17 protein-coding genes are annotated in these 19,581 nt (G+C 65.7%); 12 read left to right on the forward strand and 5 right to left on the reverse strand.

Annotation, left to right across the window (positions count from 1 at the left end):
* The 4 genes from VJS90_RS04380 to VJS90_RS04395 all read right to left on the reverse strand — a co-directional run.
* The coding region (locus tag VJS90_RS04380; RefSeq protein WP_324119428.1) for an MFS transporter at positions 1-685 on the reverse strand (685 nt) is incomplete at its 3' end.
* A gap of 57 nt (positions 686-742) precedes the next feature.
* Positions 743-1,672: a sugar kinase gene (locus tag VJS90_RS04385; protein WP_324119430.1), complete on the reverse strand. Its 930-nt coding sequence runs from the start codon at positions 1,670-1,672 to the stop codon at positions 743-745.
* Positions 1,665-2,447 carry an AP endonuclease gene (locus VJS90_RS04390; RefSeq protein ID WP_324119431.1) on the reverse strand — a complete coding sequence of 261 codons (783 nt, stop codon included), beginning with the start codon at positions 2,445-2,447 and terminating at the stop codon, positions 1,665-1,667. The genes VJS90_RS04385 and VJS90_RS04390 overlap by 8 nt, the downstream gene beginning before the upstream one ends.
* Before the next feature lie 69 nt (positions 2,448-2,516).
* Positions 2,517-3,527 (reverse strand): LacI family DNA-binding transcriptional regulator, encoded by a 1,011-nt coding sequence (locus tag VJS90_RS04395; protein WP_324119433.1) that lies wholly within the window; start codon positions 3,525-3,527, stop codon positions 2,517-2,519.
* A 304-nt stretch (positions 3,528-3,831) separates the two neighbouring features.
* Between VJS90_RS04395 and VJS90_RS04400 the strand changes: the two genes are divergently transcribed.
* Together VJS90_RS04400 and VJS90_RS04405 are read left to right on the forward strand one after the other, a co-directional pair.
* Complete coding sequence (locus VJS90_RS04400) at positions 3,832-5,868, forward strand: NADPH-dependent 2,4-dienoyl-CoA reductase (RefSeq protein WP_324119435.1); 2,037 nt, start codon at positions 3,832-3,834, stop codon at positions 5,866-5,868.
* Positions 5,868-6,797 (forward strand): 1-aminocyclopropane-1-carboxylate deaminase/D-cysteine desulfhydrase, encoded by a 930-nt coding sequence (locus VJS90_RS04405; RefSeq protein ID WP_324119437.1) that lies wholly within the window; start codon positions 5,868-5,870, stop codon positions 6,795-6,797. The genes VJS90_RS04400 and VJS90_RS04405 overlap by 1 nt, the downstream gene beginning before the upstream one ends.
* Here the strand turns inward: VJS90_RS04405 and VJS90_RS04410 are convergent.
* Positions 6,794-7,807: a DUF1853 family protein gene (locus VJS90_RS04410; protein WP_324119439.1), complete on the reverse strand. Its 1,014-nt coding sequence runs from the start codon at positions 7,805-7,807 to the stop codon at positions 6,794-6,796. The genes VJS90_RS04405 and VJS90_RS04410 overlap by 4 nt on opposite strands.
* A gap of 61 nt (positions 7,808-7,868) precedes the next feature.
* On the opposite strand from VJS90_RS04410, the gene VJS90_RS04415 reads away from it, so the two are divergent.
* The 10 genes from VJS90_RS04415 (at position 7,869) to VJS90_RS04460 (ending at position 19,544) form a co-directional block, all read left to right on the forward strand.
* The gene (locus tag VJS90_RS04415) at positions 7,869-8,759 is read left to right on the forward strand and encodes an NAD(+) kinase (protein ID WP_324119441.1); all 891 of its coding nucleotides are present in this window, start codon (positions 7,869-7,871) and stop codon (positions 8,757-8,759) included.
* On the forward strand, positions 8,759-9,730 hold the full coding sequence (locus VJS90_RS04420; protein WP_324119443.1) for a metallophosphoesterase: 972 nt from the start codon (positions 8,759-8,761) through the stop codon (positions 9,728-9,730). Before VJS90_RS04415 ends, VJS90_RS04420 begins: the two co-directional genes overlap by 1 nt.
* Complete coding sequence (locus VJS90_RS04425; protein ID WP_324119447.1) at positions 9,727-10,596, forward strand: rhomboid family intramembrane serine protease; 870 nt, start codon at positions 9,727-9,729, stop codon at positions 10,594-10,596. The genes VJS90_RS04420 and VJS90_RS04425 overlap by 4 nt, the downstream gene beginning before the upstream one ends.
* A 14-nt stretch (positions 10,597-10,610) precedes the next feature.
* Positions 10,611-10,871 (forward strand): YeaC family protein, encoded by a 261-nt coding sequence (locus tag VJS90_RS04430; protein ID WP_324119449.1) that lies wholly within the window; start codon positions 10,611-10,613, stop codon positions 10,869-10,871.
* Complete coding sequence (locus tag VJS90_RS04435; RefSeq protein WP_324119451.1) at positions 10,868-11,698, forward strand: DUF2797 domain-containing protein; 831 nt, start codon at positions 10,868-10,870, stop codon at positions 11,696-11,698. The genes VJS90_RS04430 and VJS90_RS04435 overlap by 4 nt, the downstream gene beginning before the upstream one ends.
* Positions 11,699-11,710: 12 nt before the next feature.
* A complete protein-coding gene (gene pepN, locus VJS90_RS04440; RefSeq protein WP_324119453.1) occupies positions 11,711-14,368 on the forward strand; it encodes an aminopeptidase N in 2,658 nt (885 codons plus the stop codon).
* Positions 14,369-14,595: 227 nt separating this feature from the next.
* Positions 14,596-15,627, forward strand: coding sequence for a WD40/YVTN/BNR-like repeat-containing protein (locus VJS90_RS04445; RefSeq protein WP_324119455.1), 1,032 nt, complete (start codon positions 14,596-14,598; stop codon positions 15,625-15,627).
* A complete protein-coding gene (locus tag VJS90_RS04450; protein ID WP_324119457.1) occupies positions 15,624-18,026 on the forward strand; it encodes an RND family transporter in 2,403 nt (800 codons plus the stop codon). Before VJS90_RS04445 ends, VJS90_RS04450 begins: the two co-directional genes overlap by 4 nt.
* Before the next feature lie 125 nt (positions 18,027-18,151).
* Positions 18,152-18,442 carry a DUF5629 family protein gene (locus tag VJS90_RS04455; RefSeq protein WP_324119459.1) on the forward strand — a complete coding sequence of 97 codons (291 nt, stop codon included), beginning with the start codon at positions 18,152-18,154 and terminating at the stop codon, positions 18,440-18,442.
* Positions 18,443-18,446: 4 nt separating this feature from the next.
* Positions 18,447-19,544 (forward strand): lactonase family protein, encoded by a 1,098-nt coding sequence (locus VJS90_RS04460; RefSeq protein ID WP_324119475.1) that lies wholly within the window; start codon positions 18,447-18,449, stop codon positions 19,542-19,544.
* Positions 19,545-19,581 lie beyond the last annotated feature (37 nt).

A 19,581-nucleotide genomic window follows, 5' to 3' on the forward strand; every position in this document is an offset into this window, starting at 1 on the left:
GGAAGGCTTCGGCATAGTAGCGCACCGGCTTGAGACCGACCTGTTCGGCGTCCAGGGCGGTTTGCAGGTCGTGTTTTTCGCTGGCGCTGAGCCACTTGGCGTCCGCGGGACGGTCATCGGCCAGGCGCCACCAGATAAACGCCCAGAGCACCGCGGGCAGCCCTTCGACGATGAACATCCAGCGCCAGCTGTAGTGCTCGACCAGGTAGCCCGAGACCACCGACATCCACAGCATGGTCACCGGGTTGCCCAGGATCAGGAACGTGTTGGCGCGCGAGCGCTCGGCACGGGTGAACCAGTGGCACAGGTACACCAGCATGGCCGGCATCACCGCTGCCTCGACCACTCCGAGCATGAAGCGGATGCCGATCAGCCAGTAGGCGTTCGACACCACGCCGGTCAGCGTGGCCAGGCTGCCCCAGAGGATCAGGCTGACGAAGATCAGCTTCTTCACGCTCTGGCGCTGGGCGTAGATGGCCCCCGGCACCTGGAAGAAGAAGTACCCCAGGAAGAACAGCGCGCCGAGCAGTGACGACAGGCCCGGCGTGATGGCAAGGTCGGCGGCCATGCCGGAGGCGGCGGCGAAGCCGTAGTTGGCGCGGTCCAGGTACGCCAGGCTGTAGGTGATGAAGACGATCGGCATGATGTACCACCAGCGGCGGGTGGCGAGTTTGGCTGTTTGCATGGTCTTGCTCCTGGCATCTTGTTGTTGTCGCGACAGGTAACATCAGCAATGGGGTAATCAGGCGGTCACGGTCAGTTCGCTGCGTCGTGGCAGGCCCTCCATGTCGCCCCGGCTCTGCACCGCGCGGCTGCCGATCCAGTTGCCGCGCTCCACGGCCTCAGGCAGCGACTGCTGTTCGAGCAGCGCGCTGATCAGGCCCACGGCGAAGCCATCACCGGCGCCGACGGTGTCGACCACCTTGGCCACCGGTTGCGCGGCGACGAAGGACTGGTCCTCGGCGGTGCGGTAGTAGGCACCCGCGGCGCCGAGCTTGATCGCGACCGCCTTGGCGCCGCGGTCGAGGTAGAAGGCCGCGATGTCCTGCGGGGTTTCATAGCCGGTCAGCAGGCTCCCCTCGGCGAGGCCCGGCAGCACCCAGTCGGCGTGGCTGGCCAGGTGGTTGAGGGTGTCGATCATCTGCCGCTCGCTGGCCCACAGCCGCGGGCGCAGATTGGGGTCGAACGAGCTGCTGCCCCCCGCCTGGCGCTGGCGCACCAGCAAGTGTTCGGCCAGCTCGCACGTGGCGGCGGACAACGCCGGTGGAATCCCCGTGACGTGCAGGTGGCGCGGCAGTGGCTGGCGCTCTGGCAGGTCGGCGATGCTCAGGTGGCTGGCGGCCGAGCCGCGGCGGTAGTACTCCACTTCCGGGTCGCTGCCGTCATCGGTACGGCCCTTGAACTGGAAGCCTGTCGGGCGCAGCGGGTCGACGGCCACGTGCCGGCAGTCCAGGCCCTCATCGCGCAAGCTCTGCAGCACGAAGCGGCCCAGCGAGTCATTGCCGACCCGGCTCAGCCAGGTGACATCGAAGCCCAGGCGGGCAAGGCCGATGGCGACATTGCTGTCGGCCCCGGCAATGCGCCTGTGGAAGTGCGTGACCTGGTCAAGGTCGCCGCATTGCTCGGCCACCAGCATGGCCATGGTCTCGCCAAAGCACAGGATGTCAGCCATGGGCCACCTCCTGCTCGGCGACGTCCAGCTGCGCAAGCTTCAGCACTTCGGCGCGGGTGATGGAGAGCAGGTCATCGCCCTGCAATGGGTACTCGACCGCCCGGACCAGGCCCCGCGGGAACCAGGCAAGCAAGGACTGCCAGGCCTGCAGGTCATGCGTGGAAGGCGTCACGGCGACCAGCTTGCCACTGGCGCCTCGCGCCACCGCCTTGCAGTGCAGGTACTCGACAAAGCGGCCCAGGCGCTGCGCTGCCTCGAGCGCCGACTGCGCCTGCCATTGCCAGTTGCCAATATCGAAGGTCATGCCCACCGGCACCCCAAGCGCCCGCGCCTGGGTCAGGAACCGCTCCAGCGCGTCGATCTTGCCGCCCTGGGCGGTCTGGTCGTTTTCCACCAGCACGCGCACCGGCTGTCCGTCCAGCGTCTTGGCCAGCAGGTGCAGGTCGCAGCCTGGATGGAAGAACCCGAGCGAAACCTTCAGCCATCTGGCGCCGCACGTGCTGGCGCGTTGCAGGGCAATCGCCAGGTGCGCGCAGGGCTCGGCCTGATCGGCCTGCCACAGCTCCAGCGTCGACGAATACACGCAGTCCAGGCCGTGATCGGCGATGCCCGGCTGCAGGTGGAGGTGCTCCTGGTCAGCCATCAGCTCTTCGCGCAACTCGATCAGGCGGGCACCTGCCTGCGCGAGCACGGGGACGAAGGCTGCCTGACCGCGCGCTCGGACGAGCTCGGCGCCATAGCTGGAAAGGCTGATCGATACGGGATGTAGAGTCATTGTTGTTATCCTCTGAAACCGGTTTCAAAACAGGTCGAATGGCATCGGCGCAAGGCCGCTGCCGCCAGGTCATGGGGTGGGTGGGGTAGAGCCGCGAATGATCAGCTGACAGGGGAAATCGAACACCTTCGGCGGGCCGTCATTGCCCCGCAGGCGCTCGAGCAGGCACTCGAACGCAGTGATGCCGATCTGCTCGGTGGGCTGGGCCAGGGCGGTGACCCCGGTGCCGACCAGCGGCAGCCAGTCCAGGTCGTCCAGGGCGATCAGGCCGACATCGGTGTCCAGGTCACGCATGGCCCTGACGCACTTGAGCGTCGCGGTGCCGTTGGCGCAGAACAGGGCCTTGGGGCCAGGGCCGGGTTCGGCAAGGAAATGCAGCAGGTCGTTGGTGAACGAGCCGCCCATGCGCAGGATCTGTCCCGCGATCCCTGGCCGGTTGGCTGTCCAGGCCGTGAATGCATCGCAGCGCTCCTGACGGGAGCTGTTGCCATCCTGCGGCTCGCTCACCAGCGCCAGGTCGCGGTAGCCGCGCAGCAGCAGGTGCTCCAGGGCCAGCGCCACCGCGCCGCGGTTGTCCAGGCCGACCAGGTCGCTGGCAAGGTTCGGCACCTTGCGGTCGACCAGCACCAGTGGCAGTTCCCGTTGCAGCGCCTGCAGTTCGTCCGGGTGATGGCCCAGGGTGTTCACGATCAGGCCTTCGACGTTATAGGAACGCAGGGCCGCCAGGTGCTGGCGTTCCTGCTCGTCGTCCTGGCCGGTGTTGCACACCACCAGGCTATAGCCATGGCGCCGGCAGGCGGTTTCGACCCCGTGCATCACGGCGACGGAATAGGGATTGCGGATGTCGGCCACCAGCATGCCGATCAGCCGCGTACGGCCGCGCTTGAGCCCGCGCGCCATCTGGTTGGGGCGATAGCCCAGGTCGTTGATGGCTTTCTCGATGCGCCCGGCGATCAGTTCGGACAGCAGGTCCCGGTCCTCGCCGATGAAGCGCGAGACGCTGGCTTTGGAAACGCCAGCATGCTTGGCGACGTCCTGGATGGTGACCCGGGGCAGGGTGGCTTGGGTGGAAGACGACACGGCCTGAACCTTTGTTGGAATTATTGGCTAGGTTTTCTCTGAAACCGGTTTCAGGTAATACCATGCAGGAAGATTCGTCAAGGGGTTGTGGTTTCTCGTGGTGCGGTGAGTCAGTTCTGGCCTCTTTGCTGGCTTGCCAGCGAAGAGGCCAGAACTGACAATGGCCCTGCGCGAAGCAATCAATAATCTGTCACTTCTAGTCATTGAGCGTCTTCAAGCACCCGTCTAATGTCACCCTCATATCAACGACGGGCCCCACCGAGGCAGCCCGCATTCCCGTGATCACACCTGCCGTGGAGTCCCTATGGCCGCTGTCCCCTACCCGCACCTGCTGGCCCCGCTCGACCTGGGGTTCACCACCCTGCGCAACCGCACCCTGATGGGCTCGATGCACACCGGCCTGGAAGAACGTCCCGGCGGTTTCGAGCGCATGGCGGTGTATTTCGCCGAGCGCGCGCGGGGCGGGGTGGGGCTGATCGTCACCGGGGGCATCGCGCCTAACGATGAGGGCGGGGTTTACTCGGGCGCGGCCATGCTGACGACCTCCGAGGAGGCCGACAAGCACCGCGTGGTCACCGAGGCGGTGCATGCCGAGGGCGGCAAGATCTGCCTGCAGATCCTGCATGCCGGCCGCTACGCCTACAGCCCGCGGCTGGTGGCGCCGAGCGCGATCCAGGCGCCGATCAACCCGTTCAAGCCCAGGGAACTGGACGAAGCTGGCATCGAGAAGCAGATCGCCGACTTCGTCACCTGCGCGCGGCTGGCGCGGCAGGCCGGCTACGATGGCGTCGAGATCATGGGCTCCGAAGGCTACTTCATCAATCAGTTCCTGGTCGCGCACACCAACCACCGCAGCGATCGCTGGGGCGGCAGCTTCGAAAACCGCATGCGCCTGGCGGTGCAGATCGTCAGCCGGGTTCGAGAGGCGGTGGGGGCGGACTTCATCATCATCTTCCGCCTGTCGATGCTCGACCTGGTCGGGGGCGGCAGCATCTGGCAGGAGATCGTGCAGCTGGCCCAGGCCATCGAGCAGGCCGGCGCCACCCTGATCAACACTGGCATCGGCTGGCACGAGGCGCGCATCCCGACCATCGCCACCAAGGTGCCACGCGCGGCCTTCACCAAGGTTACGGCCAAGCTGCGAGGGGCCGTGAGCATTCCGCTGATCACCACCAACCGCATCAATACGCCTGAGGTGGCCGAGGCAGTGCTGGCCGCGGGCGATGCCGACATGGTGTCGATGGCCCGGCCGTTTCTCGCTGATGCCGATTTCGTCAACAAGGCCGCCGCCGGCCAGCCGGACCTGATCAACACGTGCATCGGCTGCAACCAGGCATGCCTGGACCATACCTTCGGCGGCAAGCTGACCAGTTGCCTGGTCAACCCGCGGGCCTGCCATGAAACCGAGCTCAACTACCTGCCCGTGGCGCAGGTAAAGCGCATTGCCGTGGTGGGCGCAGGGCCTGCGGGCTTGTCCGCCGCGACCGTGGCCGCCGAGCGTGGTCACCAGGTGACGCTGTTCGACAGCGCCAGCGAGATCGGCGGTCAGTTCAACGTCGCCAAGCGTGTGCCCGGCAAGGAGGAGTTCTTCGAGACCCTGCGCTACTTCAAGCGCAAGCTGAAAGTGACCGGCGTCGAGTTGTGCCTGGACACCCGGGTTACGGTCGACGACCTGGTCGCCGGGGGCTTCGACGAGATCATCCTGGCCACCGGCATCACCCCGCGCGTTCCGCCCATCCCAGGCGTGGAGCATGCCAAGGTGCTGAGTTACCTGGACGTGCTGCTCGAGCGCAAGCCGGTTGGCAAGACCGTCGCGGTGATTGGCGCGGGCGGCATCGGCTTCGATGTGTCCGAATACCTGGTGCACCAGGGTGTGGCCACCAGCCTGGACCGCGAGGCCTTCTGGAAAGAGTGGGGCATCGACACCCGCCTCGAGGCCCGCGGCGGTGTTGCCGGCATCCATGCCGAGCCCCATGCCCCGGCACGCCAGGTCTTCCTGCTGCAGCGCAAGGCCTCCAAGGTCGGCGACGGGCTGGGCAAGACCACCGGCTGGATCCATCGAACGGGCCTGAAGAACAAGCAGGTGCGGATGCTCAACAGCGTCGAGTACCTGAGGATCGATGATGACGGCCTGCATATCCGTATCGGCGAGGGCGAGCCGCAGGTGCTGCCCGTCGACAACGTGGTGATCTGCGCCGGCCAGGACCCGCTGCGCGAACTGCACGATGGCCTGCTGGCGGCGGGGCAATCGGTGCACCTGATCGGCGGTGCGGATGTGGCGGCCGAACTGGATGCCAAGCGGGCCATCAACCAGGGCTCGCGGCTGGCGGCCGGGCTCTGATGACGCAGGCGTTGTTCGACCTGCCCCGGGCGCCGTTGCAACCCTTGGCCTTGCCGTGGCTGAAAACAGCGGGGGTCGAGGTGGCAGTGCTGCGCCTCGACCTGATCGACCCGCTGATCTCCGGCAACAAGAGCTTCAAGCTGCGCGAACACCTGCGCCAGGCCCGCGATGCCGGAGCGCCAGGCCTGATCAGCCTGGGCGGCAATCATTCCAACCACCTGCACGCCCTGGCCGCGGCGGGCCAGCGCTTTGGCTTCGCCACCGCCGGGCTGCTGCGCGGGCATGAGCAGGACACGCCGACCGTGCGCGACTTGCACGCCCTGGGCATGGAGTTGCACTGGCTGGGTTATGGCGGCTATCGCGCGCGGCACCAGGCGGATTTCTGGACGCCCTGGCAGCAGCGCTATCCTGGCTGGCATTGCATTCCCGAGGGCGGCGGCGGCAAGGCAGGTCTGTCGGGCTGCGCGCTGATCGTCGAACAGGCCCGCGCGCAACTGGCCTCGCTGGGTTGGGAGGATTACCACGCCTGGTGGCTCGCGGCCGGAACCGGTACCACCCTGGCGGGTCTGGTCCGGGCGGAAGCCGGCGTCCATCAAGTGCATGGCGCCTGCGCGGTACCGCCGGGTCATGGCGTCGAGGAAAACCTTCGCGAGCTGGCGGGCGAGGACGGCTACCGCCTGCATGACGCCAGCCTGGGCGGCTTCGCCAAGGCCGACGCGCGGCTGCTGGCGTTCATCGAGCAAAGCGAGGCCGAGACGGGCATGCCGCTGGAGCCGGTGTACACCGGCAAGGCCTTGCTGGCCCTGTGCGAACAGGTCGAGGCAGGCCTGTTCAGCGCAGGCACCCGGCTGATCTTCGTGCACACCGGCGGCCTGCAAGGGCGAAGGGGCTACCCTGCGCCTGGCAGGCTCGTTTCGTACGAAGCCTAAAGCAGCGGCCAGCCGTCCGCGACCAGAAACACTCGCTCCGCCTCCTGCCAGTCGCCGTCGGGCTGTTCTTCCAGGCGCACCAGCAACTGCGCCCTGAACCCCTCTGGCAGCGCATGCAGGTGTTCATCGAGCTGCGCTTTCGACCAGCACTCCCGCGCCGAGACCCGCGCTGGCGCCAGCCAGGCGTGGCGGGGCAGGGGTTGCCAGCGGCCTGGCCCGGCCTGGCCGCGGCAGGTGTTCCAGTCACGACGGTGCAGCCAGCATCCGCGCAAGTGCGCAGGACTTGCGCCTGAGGGTGCCTGCACGTGCCCGCCCCACGGATAGAACAGGTAACCCCCCAGCCACAGGTGCGCGTGGGCAGCCTCGATGTCCAGCCCCGCCAGGGCCTGCCGGCCCTCAAGACGCGCCGAGATCGGCAATTGGTGCCCGGCCAGGTGCGCAAGCTTGATCCCCAGCCGGTCGTGGCAGCCAGGACCGAGCCAGAGACCGGCGTCCGTGCCATCGCCATCGGGCGGGCCCAGGTAGAATTTCACGGCCAGCTCCAGGTGGTGCACGCCCTCGGCGTCACGCATCAGGATATCCAGCTCGCCCAAGGTGTGCCCGCCGTTGCGGATCGGCAGGTTGGCGGCCAGCAGTTCGACGCCCGGCGCCTGTCGCAGGGCGAACTGCCACAGCCGCTCGTAGTACAGGCCCAGGCGATGGCTGGTGATGCCCGCCAGCCACTGGCACAGCGGCTGGCTGTCGCGGTCCAGGGCCCGCAGCCAGTCATGCAGGCGCTCAAGATCGTTCACCCAGCCGCTGCCAGCCAGGGGATGACGTTGCGGCCAGGGCGTGTGCTGCAGCATTGGCGGCGACAGGATTACCCAGGCAAGGTCGCGCACCGGCGCCTGGCGCAGCTGGCGAGGCAGCTCGAAAAGTTCGGCAAAGGGGTTCATCCTGCGAGCATAGCCTTTCCCGACGCGGCCTTCAGCGCGTTCAACGGTTTGCCGCTGGCTGGCCCTTTCGCCCATAATCGCCTCATCAGAGCGCCACGCGCGTTTTCACCCCGTCGCAGAGCCTTGCAGGAGTCCCATGGAGCAATTTCGCAATATCGGTATCATCGGACGCCTAGGCAGCTCCCAGGTGCTCGAGACCATCCGCCGGCTGAAGAAATTCCTCCTCCAGCGCCATCTGCACGTGATCCTCGAGGACACCATCGCCGAAGTCCTGCCCGGCCACGGCCTGCAGACCTCGACGCGCAAGCTGCTGGGCGAGGTCTGCGACCTGGTCATCGTGGTCGGCGGCGATGGCAGCCTGCTCGGCGCCGCCCGTGCCCTGGCGCGGCACAACACCCCGGTGCTGGGCATCAACCGCGGCAGCCTGGGCTTTCTCACCGACATCCGCCCCGACGAGCTCGAGGTCAAGGTCGCCGAAGTGCTCGACGGCCACTACCTGGTCGAGAACCGCTTTCTGCTCCAGGCCGAGGTCCGCCGCCACGGCGAGGCGATCGGCCAGGGCGACGCGCTCAACGACGTGGTGCTGCACCCGGGCAAGTCGACGCGCATGATCGAGTTCGAGATCTACATCGACGGTCAGTTCGTCTGCAGCCAGAAGGCCGACGGCCTGATCGTCGCCACGCCGACCGGCTCCACGGCCTATGCGCTGTCGGCGGGCGGGCCGATCATGCACCCCAAGCTCGACGCCATCGTCATCGTGCCGATGTACCCGCATACGTTGTCGGGCCGGCCGATCGTGGTCGACGGCAACAGCGAGCTGAAGATCGTCGTCTCCCAGGACCTGCAGATCTACCCGCAGGTGTCCTGCGACGGCCAGAACCACTTCACCTGCGCCCCCGGCGACACCATCACGGTGAACAAGAAGCCGCAGAAGCTGCGCCTGATCCATCCGCTGGACCACAACTACTATGAAGTCTGCCGCACCAAGCTCGGCTGGGGCAGTCGACTAGGCGGTGGAGGCGACTGATGATCGACCCGGCGCGCAGTTTCGACATCATTGGTGACGTACATGGCTGTGCCCTGACCCTTGAACGGCTGCTCGACGCCCTGGGCTACAAGCGCCAGGGCGGCGTCTGGCGTCATCCCCGGCGCCAGGCGCTGTTCCTGGGCGACATCATCGACCGCGGCCCGCGGATCCGCGAGGCGCTGCACATCGTCCACGACATGGTCGCGGCGGGGCAGGCCCACTGCATCATGGGCAACCATGAATACAACGCGCTGGCCTGGACCACGCCGGCGCTGCCCGCCAGCGGCAAGACCCACGTGCGCGAGCACACGCCGCGCCACGCCCGGCTGATCGAAGAAACCCTCGAGCAGTTCGCCCAGCACCCCGGCGACTGGCATGACTTCCTGCAGTGGTTTTACGAGCTGCCGCTGTTCGTCGACGCCGAGCGCTTTCGCCTGGTGCACGCCTGCTGGGACCCCGAACTGATCGAGCCGCTGCGCCAGCAGCATCCCGATGGCCGCATCGACGCGCATTTCGTGCAGGCCTCGTCGGTGTCCGGCAGCTTCGCCTCCACCGTGTGCAACCGGCTGTTGCGCGGCACCGACATGCGCCTGCCCGATGGCCTGACCTTGACCGGTGGCGACGGCCTGACCCGGGCGTTCTTCCGCACCAAGTTCTGGGAAGAAGACCCGCAGACCTACGGCGATATCGTCTTTCAGCCCGATGCCTTGCCGGAGACCGTCGCCAGCACCTTGCTCAGCCACACCCAGAAGAATGCCTTGCTGCGCTACCCCGAGGACCAGCCGCTGCTGTTCGTCGGCCATTACTGGCGCAGCGGCCGGCCCACGCCGCTGCGCGCCAACCTGGCCTGCCTGGACTACAGTGCCGTGCTGTACGGCAAGCTGGTCGCCTACCGACTGGATGATGAAACCCGCATCGACCCGCACAAGTTCGTCTGGGTCGATGTCGAACGCCCGCAGGACAGCCAATGAATGTGATCGAAGTGATGCGACTGCCATTGGCGGTCGACCTGAGCGGTTTTGTCGGCCTGCTGCGCCGCCTGCAGGTGCCGCACCGGGTCAGCGAGGAGGGCGAGGAGCAGGTGCTCTGGGTCGCCGAAGGGCTGGCCGATGACGTGCTGCAGCTGTACCAGCGCTTCCCCGAGGGCGACGCCGAGCTGGAACTGCCCGCCGACGCCGCCATCGAGCCTGCGCGGCCCTCGTTCGCCGAGCAACTGCGCTCGGGCAAGGTCACCGCCGCCGTGCTGCTGGCGTGCCTGGTGGTGGCCGGCGTGACCGGGCTGGGTGAAAACCTCGCGAGCCTGAGCTGGCTGACCTTTCTCGATTTTCGCGTGCAGGGCGACTACCTGTACTTCACCCCGCTGGCCGACAGCCTGGCACAGGGCCAGTGGTGGCGGCTGGTGTCGCCCATGCTGGTGCACTTCGGCGTGCTCCACCTGGCCATGAACGGGCTGTGGTACTGGGAACTGGGGCGGCGCATCGAGCAGCGTCAGGGCCCGTGGGTGCTGGCCGCGCTGACCTTGCTGTTCAGCCTGGTGTCGAACCTGGCGCAGGACCTGGCGGGCGGCCCGAGCCTGTTCGGCGGGCTGTCGGGAGTGCTGTACGGCCTGCTCGGGCATGTCTGGCTGTACCAGTGGCTGGCGCCGCATCCGCTGTTCCGCCTGCCACGCGGGGTGCTGGTGATGATGCTCGTGTGGCTGGTGGTGTGCATGTCCGGGCTGGTCAGCCTGCTCGGCTTCGGCCAGATCGCCAACGCCGCGCATGTCGGCGGGTTGTTGATCGGATGCCTGAGCGGGCTCTTGGGCGGGGCGCTGGCCCGGCGTAAACTGTCGGCTTGAATCATGGAGACACTATGTCCACTTTCGCGCAAATGATTGAAAACATCACTCCCGAGATCTACCAGAGCCTGAAAACGGCCGTGGAACTGGGCAAATGGTCCGATGGCCGCAAGCTGACCACCGAGCAGAAAGAGCTCTCGCTGCAGGCGGTGATCGCCTGGGAGATCCAGAACCTGCCCGAGGACCAGCGCACTGGCTACATGAACGCCCAGGAATGCGCGTCCAAGTCGGCGCCGATCGAGAACATCCTGTTCAAGTCGGACTCAGTGCATTGATCGAACTCGCTCGTGGCTCTTTGAGCAAGATGTCGGTGCGTCTTGAAGCACCGTTCGTGCAGTACAGTTTTCGCCTCGGCGATGAACAGGTGCCGGTCAACCCGCTGATCGGCAAGTCGCTGCGCCTGGAATACCTTGGTGCCATCCACTGCAGCCATTGCGGCAAGCGCACCAAGACCAGCTTCAGCCAGGGTTACTGCTACCCGTGCATGACCAAGCTGGCGCAATGCGACCTGTGCATCATGGCGCCGGAGCGCTGCCACTACGAGCACGGCACCTGCCGCGAGCCGTCGTGGGGCGAGCAGTTCTGCATGACCGACCATGTGGTGTACCTGGCCAACTCCTCCGGCATCAAGGTCGGCATCACCCGCGCCACCCAGCTGCCGACCCGCTGGCTCGACCAGGGCGCCAGCCAGGCCCTGCCAATCATGCGCGTGGCCACCCGGCAGCAGTCGGGCCTGGTCGAGGACGTGCTGCGCAGCCAGGTGCCCGACCGCACCAACTGGCGCACGCTGCTCAAGGGCGATGCCGAGGTGCTCGACCTGGTCGCGGTGCGCGAGCAGATCTTCGACGCCTGCGCGGACGGCATTCGCGCCCTGCAGGAGCGCTTCGGCCTGCAGGCCATCCAGCCGTTGCCCGATGCCGAGGTAGTCGAGATGCGCTACCCGGTCGAGGCCTATCCCAAGAAGATCGTCAGCTTCAACCTGGACAAGACCCCGGTGGTCGAAGGCACGCTGATGGGCATCAAGGGTCAATACCTGATCTTCGACACCGGCGTGATCAACATTCGCAAGTACACGGCCTACCAGCTGGCCGTGCATCAGTAAAAGGACAGCCACATGCGCACCGAGCAACCGCAAGTGATCTACCTCAAGGACTACCAGGCGCCCGAGTACCTGATCGACGAGACGCACCTGACCTTCGAGCTGTTCGAGGACCACAGCCTGGTCCATGCGCAACTGGTCATGCGCCGCAACCCCGCGCGCGGCGCGGGCCTGCCGCCGCTGGTGCTCGACGGCCAGCAGCTCGAGCTGCTCAGCGTGCAGCTCGATGACCAGCCCCTGGCGGCCACCGACTTCCAGCTCGACGATGACAGCCTGACCCTGCAGCCCAAGGGCGAGCGCTTCACCCTCGACACCACCGTCAGGATCCACCCCGAGACCAACACGGCGCTCGAGGGCCTGTACAAGTCCGGCAGCATGTACTGCACCCAGTGCGAGGCCGAGGGCTTCCGCAAGATCACCTACTACCTCGACCGTCCGGACGTGATGAGCAGCTTCACCACCACGGTGATCGCCGAGCAGCATCGCTACCCGGTGCTGCTGTCCAACGGCAACCCGGTCGGCAGTGGTCCCCAGGAAGACGGCCGTCACTGGGCCACCTGGGAGGACCCGTTCGTGAAGCCGGCCTACCTGTTCGCCCTGGTCGCCGGTGACTTGTGGTGCGTCGAGGACACCTTCACGCGCCAGTCCGGCCGTGACGTGACCCTGCGCATCTACGTCGAGCCCGAGAACATCGACAAGTGCGCCCACGCCATGGTCAGCCTGAAGAAGTCCATGCGCTGGGACGAGGAGGTGTATGGCCGTGAGTACGACCTGGACATCTTCATGATCGTCGCGGTCAACGACTTCAACATGGGCGCCATGGAAAACAAGGGCCTGAACATCTTCAACTCCAGTTGCGTGCTGGCCCGCGCCGAGACCGCCACCGATGCCGCTCACCAGCGCGTCGAGGCGGTGGTCGCCCACGAGTACTTCCACAACTGGTCGGGCAACCGCGTGACCTGCCGCGACTGGTTCCAGTTGTCGCTCAAGGAAGGCTTCACGGTGTTCCGCGATGCCGAGTTCAGCGCTGACATGAACTCGCGCACGGTCAAGCGCATCGAGGATGTCGCCTACCTGCGCACGCACCAGTTCGCCGAAGATGCCGGCCCGATGTCCCATGCCGTGCGCCCGGAAAGCTTCATCGAGATCTCCAACTTCTACACCCTGACCGTGTATGAAAAGGGCTCGGAAGTGGTGCGCATGGTCCGCACGTTGCTGGGCGACGAGGGTTTCCGCAAGGGCAGCGACCTGTACTTCGAGCGCCACGACGGCCAGGCCGTGACCTGCGACGACTTCATCAAGGCGATGGAGGATGCCAATGGCGTCGACCTCGGCCAGTTCAAGCGCTGGTACAGCCAGGCGGGCACGCCACGGCTCGACGTCAGCGAGTCCTATGACAGCGCCGCGCAACGCTACAGCCTGACCTTCCGCCAGAGCTGCCCGCCGACGCCTGACAAGGTCGAGAAGCAGCCGTTCGTGATCCCGGTCGAGCTCGGGCTGCTGGACGCCGAGGGCAACGACCTGCCGCTGCGCCTGGCGGGTGAAGCCGCTGCGCAAGGCACCACGCGTGTGCTCTCGGTGACAGAGGCCGAGCAGACCTTCATGTTCGAGGGCATCGCCGCCAAGCCGCTGCCCTCGCTGCTGCGCGGTTTCAGCGCGCCGGTCAAGCTGACATTCCCCTATGACCGCGACCAGCTGATGTTCCTCATGCAGCACGACAGCGATGGCTTCAACCGCTGGGAAGCCGGGCAGCAGTTGTCGGTGCAGGTGCTGCAAGAGCTGATCGGCCAGTACCAGCAAGGTGCCGGGTTGGTGCTTGATCCACGCCTGGTCCAGGCCCTGGGCAGCGTGCTGCGCGACGAATCGCTCGACCAGGCGATGGTCGCCGAGATGCTCTCGCTGCCGGGCGAGGCCTACCTCACCGAAATCAGCCAGGTGGCCGACGTCGACGCCATCCACGCCGCCCGCGAGTTTGCCCGCAAGCAGATCGCCGATCAGTTGTTCGATGCGCTGCTGGCACGCTACCAGGCCAACCGCGAGCAATCGCGCGGCACCGAGTATGTCGCCGCCGCCGAGCATTTCGCCCGCCGCAGCCTGCAGAACATCGCCCTGTCGTACCTCATGCTCAGCGCCAGGCCGCAAGTCCTGGCCGCGACCCTTGAGCAGTTCGAGCACTGCGACAACATGACCGAACGCCTGACCGCCCTGGCGGTGCTGGTGAACTCGCCGTTCGAGGCCGAGCGCGCCACGGCCCTTGAAAGCTTTGCCGAGCACTTCAAGGACAATCCGCTGGTCATGGACCAATGGTTCAGCGTACAGGCCGCGAGCGCGTTGCCCGGTGGTCTGGCGCGGGTCAAGGCCTTGATGCAGCACCCGGCCTTCACCTTGAAGAACCCCAACAAGGTGCGTGCGCTGGTAGGGGCGTTTGCCGGGCAGAACCTGGTCAACTTCCACGCGGCGGACGGGACTGGGTATCGCTTCCTGGCGGACCTGGTGATCGAGCTCAACGCCTTGAACCCGCAGATAGCGTCGCGCCAACTGGCGCCGTTGACCCGCTGGCGCAAGTATGACGCTGCGCGCCAGGGGCTGATGAAGGCCGAACTTGAACGCATCCTCGCATCGGGGGCGTTGTCCAGCGATGTGTATGAGGTGGTGAGCAAGAGCCTGGCCTGAGGCTGATTGCCGGTCCCCACGCAACCCTGTGGGGACCGCAGTTCTTGTTGTGAGCAACTGTCCTCGTCCCCTGCGAGCCCGGTTATCGATGCTCTGCCCGGTGCAATGACGGAGACTCAACGCTTAACAAAACATAACGTCCCTCCAATTGTCAGCCCGCCAACATCCCCGCTACGATCCCCGCAACAGACCGACCCACGACAAAAAAACCAACGGGGACCGAATCCATGAGTGAGCCTGTGATGGCGAGCGCCCGGCAGGGCGCCTGGGCGTTGACGGCAACTGCGCTATTGGCACTTTTATTGGCAACATGGACATCTGCGTCCGTCGCCGCCGTCGCCGCCGACCAGTATTCGGTCGAGTCGGCCAAGGCCAGCCAGAGCCTGATGCTCGATGCGGTCCATGCCGGTTCCCGTCTGGTGGTCGTCGGCGATCGGGGTCACATCCTCTTCTCCGATGACCAGGGCAAGACCTGGACCCAGGCCCGGGTGCCCACCCGGCAATTGCTCACCGCGGTGTTCTTCATCGATGACAAGCGCGGCTGGGCCGTCGGCCACGATGCGCAGATACTGGCCACCAGTGACGGCGGCGCCACCTGGACCCGACAGTTCGAAGACCTCTCCCGCGAAGCCCCGCTGCTCGACGTCGTGTTTCTCGACGCCCAGCACGGATTCACCGTGGGCGCGTACGGCGCCCTGCTCGAAACCCTCGACGGCGGCCAGCACTGGCAGGATGTGGCCGAGCGCCTGGATAACGAAGAGCAACTGCACCTCAACGCCATCGCCGCCGTGAAGGACGCCGGGCTGTTCATCGTCGGCGAGCAAGGCAGCATGTTTCGCTCCGGCGACAACGGCCAGACCTGGTCCCGCGTCGAAAGCCCCTACGAGGGGTCGCTGTTCGGCGTGATCGGCACCGCGCAGACGCGAACCTTGCTGGCCTTCGGCCTGCGCGGCAATTTGCTGCGCTCCACGGACTTCGGCGACAGCTGGCAGCGGATCGAGCTCAAGGCCGCGCGCGGCGAACTCGAATTCGGCCTGGCAAGCGCTACGCTGCTCGATGATGGCAGCCTGATACTGGTGGGCAACGGCGGCAGCGTGCTGCGCAGCCACGACGATGGGCAGACCTTCTCGGTGGTCAACCGCGCCGACCGCATCGCCCTTGCCGGGGTCAGCGGGCTGGCGGGTGACCGGCTGCTGCTGGTGGGCCAGGGCGGGGTGCACATCGCCTCGGCCAACGGTGCGCAGGACGTGCAGCCATGACCGGTCGGGAGAGCTTCGACATGAACCAGCAGCACCATCAGGGCAAGGCGACCTTGCTCGAACGGCTGATCTTCAACAATCGCCCGGCAGTCATCGCGATCTGCATTCTGGTGAGCATCTTCCTGTTCTGGCAGGCCACGCAGATTCGTCCGTCCACCAGTTTCGAAAAGATGATCCCGCTGGAGCACCCCTTCATCGAGAAGATGCTTGAGCACCGCAACGACCTGGCCAACCTGGGCAACACCGTGCGCATCTCGGTCGAGGCGGTCGACGGCGACATCTTCGACAAGGATTACATGGAGACCCTGCGTCAGATCCACGACGAGGTGTTTTACATCCCCGGTGTCGACCGCGCCGGCCTGAAGTCGTTGTGGAGCCCGAGCGTGCGCTGGACCGAGGTGACCGAGGAGGGCTTCGCCGGCGGCGAGGTGATTCCGCAGACCTACAACGGCAGCGACGAAAGCCTCGACGCGCTGCGCGACAACGTGCTCAAGTCCGGCCAGGTCGGGCGTCTGGTGGCCAACAATTTCCGCTCGAGCATCGTTGACGTGCCACTGCTGGAGTCCTACCCCGACCCGCAGGATCAGGGCAGGCAGATCAAGCTCGACTACCAGCAGTTCTCGCACCAGCTCGAGGAAAAGATCCGCGACAAGTTTCAGGCCCAGAATCCCAATGTGAAGGTGCACATCGTCGGTTTCGCGAAAAAGGTCGGCGACCTGATCGACGGCCTGATGATGGTCGCGCTGTTCTTTGGCGTCGCCCTGGTGATCACCTGGATCCTGTTGTACTGGTTCACCTGGTGCCTGCGCAGCACCATCGCCGTGCTCATCACCACTCTGGTGGCGGTGGTCTGGCAGCTGGGGCTGATGCACGCGGTCGGCTTCGGGCTCGACCCGTACTCGATGCTGGTGCCGTTCCTGATCTTCGCCATCGGCATCTCCCACGGTGTGCAGAAGATCAACGGCATCGCCTTGCAGTCCAGCGATGCCGACAATGCCCTGACGGCCGCGCGGCGTACCTTCCGGCAGCTGTTCCTGCCGGGAATGATCGCCATTCTGGCCGACGCCGTGGGCTTCATCACGCTGCTGATCATCGACATCGGGGTAATCCGCGAGCTGGCCATCGGTGCTTCCATTGGCGTGGCGGTGATCGTCTTCACCAACCTGATCCTGCTGCCGGTGGCGATTTCCTACGTCGGCATCAGCAAGAAGGCGATCGAACGCAGCAAGCGCGACGCCAACCGCGAGCACCCGTTCTGGCGCGTGCTGTCGGGCTTTGCCAGCCCCAGGGTCGCGCCGGTCTCGATCGTGCTGGCGCTGCTGGCCTTCGGCGGCGGCCTCTGGTACAGCCAGAACCTCAAGATCGGAGACCTTGATCAGGGCGCGCCAGAGCTGCGTCCCGATTCGCGCTACAACCAGGACAACAATTTCATCATCAGCAACTACTCCACCAGCTCCGACGTGCTGGTGGTGATGGTGAAGACCCCGGCGGAAAGCTGCTCGATCCACTCGACCCTGGCGCCGATCGACGAACTGATGTGGACCATGGAGAACACCCCCGGCGTGCAGTCGGCGATTTCCCTGGTCACCGTGTCCAAGCAGGTCATCAAGGGCATGAACGAAGGCAACCTGAAATGGGAGACCCTCTCGCGCAACCCGGACGTGCTCAACAACTCGATCGCCCGCGCCGACGGCCTGTACAACGCCGATTGCTCGCTCGCCCCTGTGCTGGTCTTCCTCAACGACCACAAGGCCGAAACCCTCGAGCGGGTGGTCGCCGCCGCCCAGGGCTTTGCCGACACCCATAACAAGGAAGGCCTGGAGTTCATCATGGCCGCGGGCAATGCCGGCATCGAGGCCGCCACCAACGAGGTGATCAAGTCGGCCGAGCTGACCATCCTCATCCTTGTCTACCTCTGCGTCGCGGTGATGTGCATGATCACCTTCCGCTCCTTTGCCGCCACCCTGTGCATCGTCCTGCCGCTGGTGCTCACCTCGGTGCTTGGCAATGCCCTGATGGCCTTCATGGGGATCGGCGTCAAGGTCGCCACCTTGCCGGTGGTCGCGCTGGGCGTGGGCATCGGCGTGGACTACGGCATCTACATCTACAGCCGCCTCGAAAGCTTCCTGCGCGCCGGCTTGCCCCTGCAGGAAGCCTACTACCAGACCCTGCGCTCCACCGGCAAGGCCGTGCTCTTCACCGGCCTCTGCCTGGCGATCGGCGTGTGCACCTGGATCTTCTCGGCCATCAAGTTCCAGGCCGACATGGGCCTGATGCTCACCTTCATGTTGCTGTGGAACATGTTTGGCGCGTTGTGGCTACTGCCGGCGCTGGCGCGGTTCCTGATCAAGCCCGAGAAGCTGGCGGGGAAGGAGGGTGGGTCGATTTTTGCGCATTGAGCCTTGCGCATTGAGCCTGCGTGGGTCCGGGCCTCGTGCGAGCACTGGCAATCGGATCGCACCTTCGCGATCCGGCAGGTTCCTACGGGTATACTGCCGTCCCTTTTTTTCCCTGGTATGCCTGTATGACCCACCTTTCCCACGTCCTGCAATCCTGCGACATGCTCCTCATCGACGGCCTGCATGCCTTCGACTTCTCTTTCGACGACAGCGGCCTGGTGGTCGAGTGCATGGATGGGCGGGCGCGCAAGCGCTGGCAGTTCAGCGTCGAGCAGATCGATGCGGCGGTGGAGCAGGGCGGTGAGTGGCAGGTCAGCAATGACGCCGGTGAGCATCGGCTAGTCTGTATGAGCGCGCTGCGCGCCTCGGAAGAAGAGGATGACGATGAAACGCCTGACGACACTGCTGAGCGCTAGCCTTATGACCCTGACCGTGACCGCACACGCTGAAACCCTGTTGGTGGGAAGCTATACCGATGGCCAGAGCCTGGGTATCTACCGCTACCACTTCGACACCGAGCATGGACGTATCGACAGCACGCCGTTGCAGGTGGTCAGGAGCGTCAATCCCTCCTGGCTGGTGTTCTCGGCCGATCAGCGCCTGTTGTTCGCGGTCAACGAGAGCGGTGAGGGGCAGGGCAAGGCGAGCAGCTTCAAGCTCGATGACAAGGGCGCGATCACGCCGCTCAACCAGGCATCCAGCCGGGGCGACGAGCCGACCCATGCGAGCCTGAGCCATGACCAGCGCTACCTGTTCGTGGCCAACTACGCGGTCAAGCCACAGCCAGGCGGTAGCCTGGTGGCGATTCCAGTGGGACGCGACGGGCAGCTCAAGGATGTCGTCCAGCAGCAGCGGCACACGCCGAGCAAGGTCAATCCTGAGCGGCAGGCGGGCGCGCACGTGCATTCGCTGGTGTTCGCGCCCGATGGCCGGCATCTGTATGCCAGTGATCTGGGGGCGGACAAGGTGTTCATCTACGCCTATGACGGCGCAAGCCCCGAGCATCCGTTGAGCCCGGCGAGCCCGGCGTCGGTCAGCTTGCCGCCCGGCAGCGGGCCGCGGCATCTGCTGTTCGATGCAGAAGGAGAGCATGCCTACCTGACCCTGGAAATGAGCGCCGAGGTGGTGGTGTTCGATGTGCGTGATGGCGCCTTGGCCGAGCGCCAGCGCGTGGCGCTGACCGAGCGCAAGGAGACGGCGGCGAAGTCTGCCGGCGGCCTGCACCTGTCCGAGGATGGACGGTTCCTGTATGTCAGCAACCGCGGTACGGCCAGTGAGCTGGTGGTGTTCGAGGTCGATGAGGACAATGGACAGCTGCGCCTGATCCAGCGGCGCTCGGTGGAAGGCAACGAGCCGCGTGAATTCAGTCTCGATCCGAGCGGCAAGTTCATGCTGGTGGCGAACCAGAAGAGCAACGAGATCCGGGTGATGCGGCGTGATCCGCGCAGTGGGCAGATCGGGGAGACGGTGCAGGTGCTCGGCCAGGGGGCACCGTCTGACCTCAAGTTCGTGAAGTGATCGCTAGCCGGAGCCGGGTCATGGAGATCCAGGTAAG

The sequence above is a fragment of the Pseudomonas sp. genome (genome assembly GCF_035277045.1).
In the GTDB taxonomy this organism is placed as follows: Bacteria; Pseudomonadota; Gammaproteobacteria; order Pseudomonadales; family Pseudomonadaceae; genus Aquipseudomonas.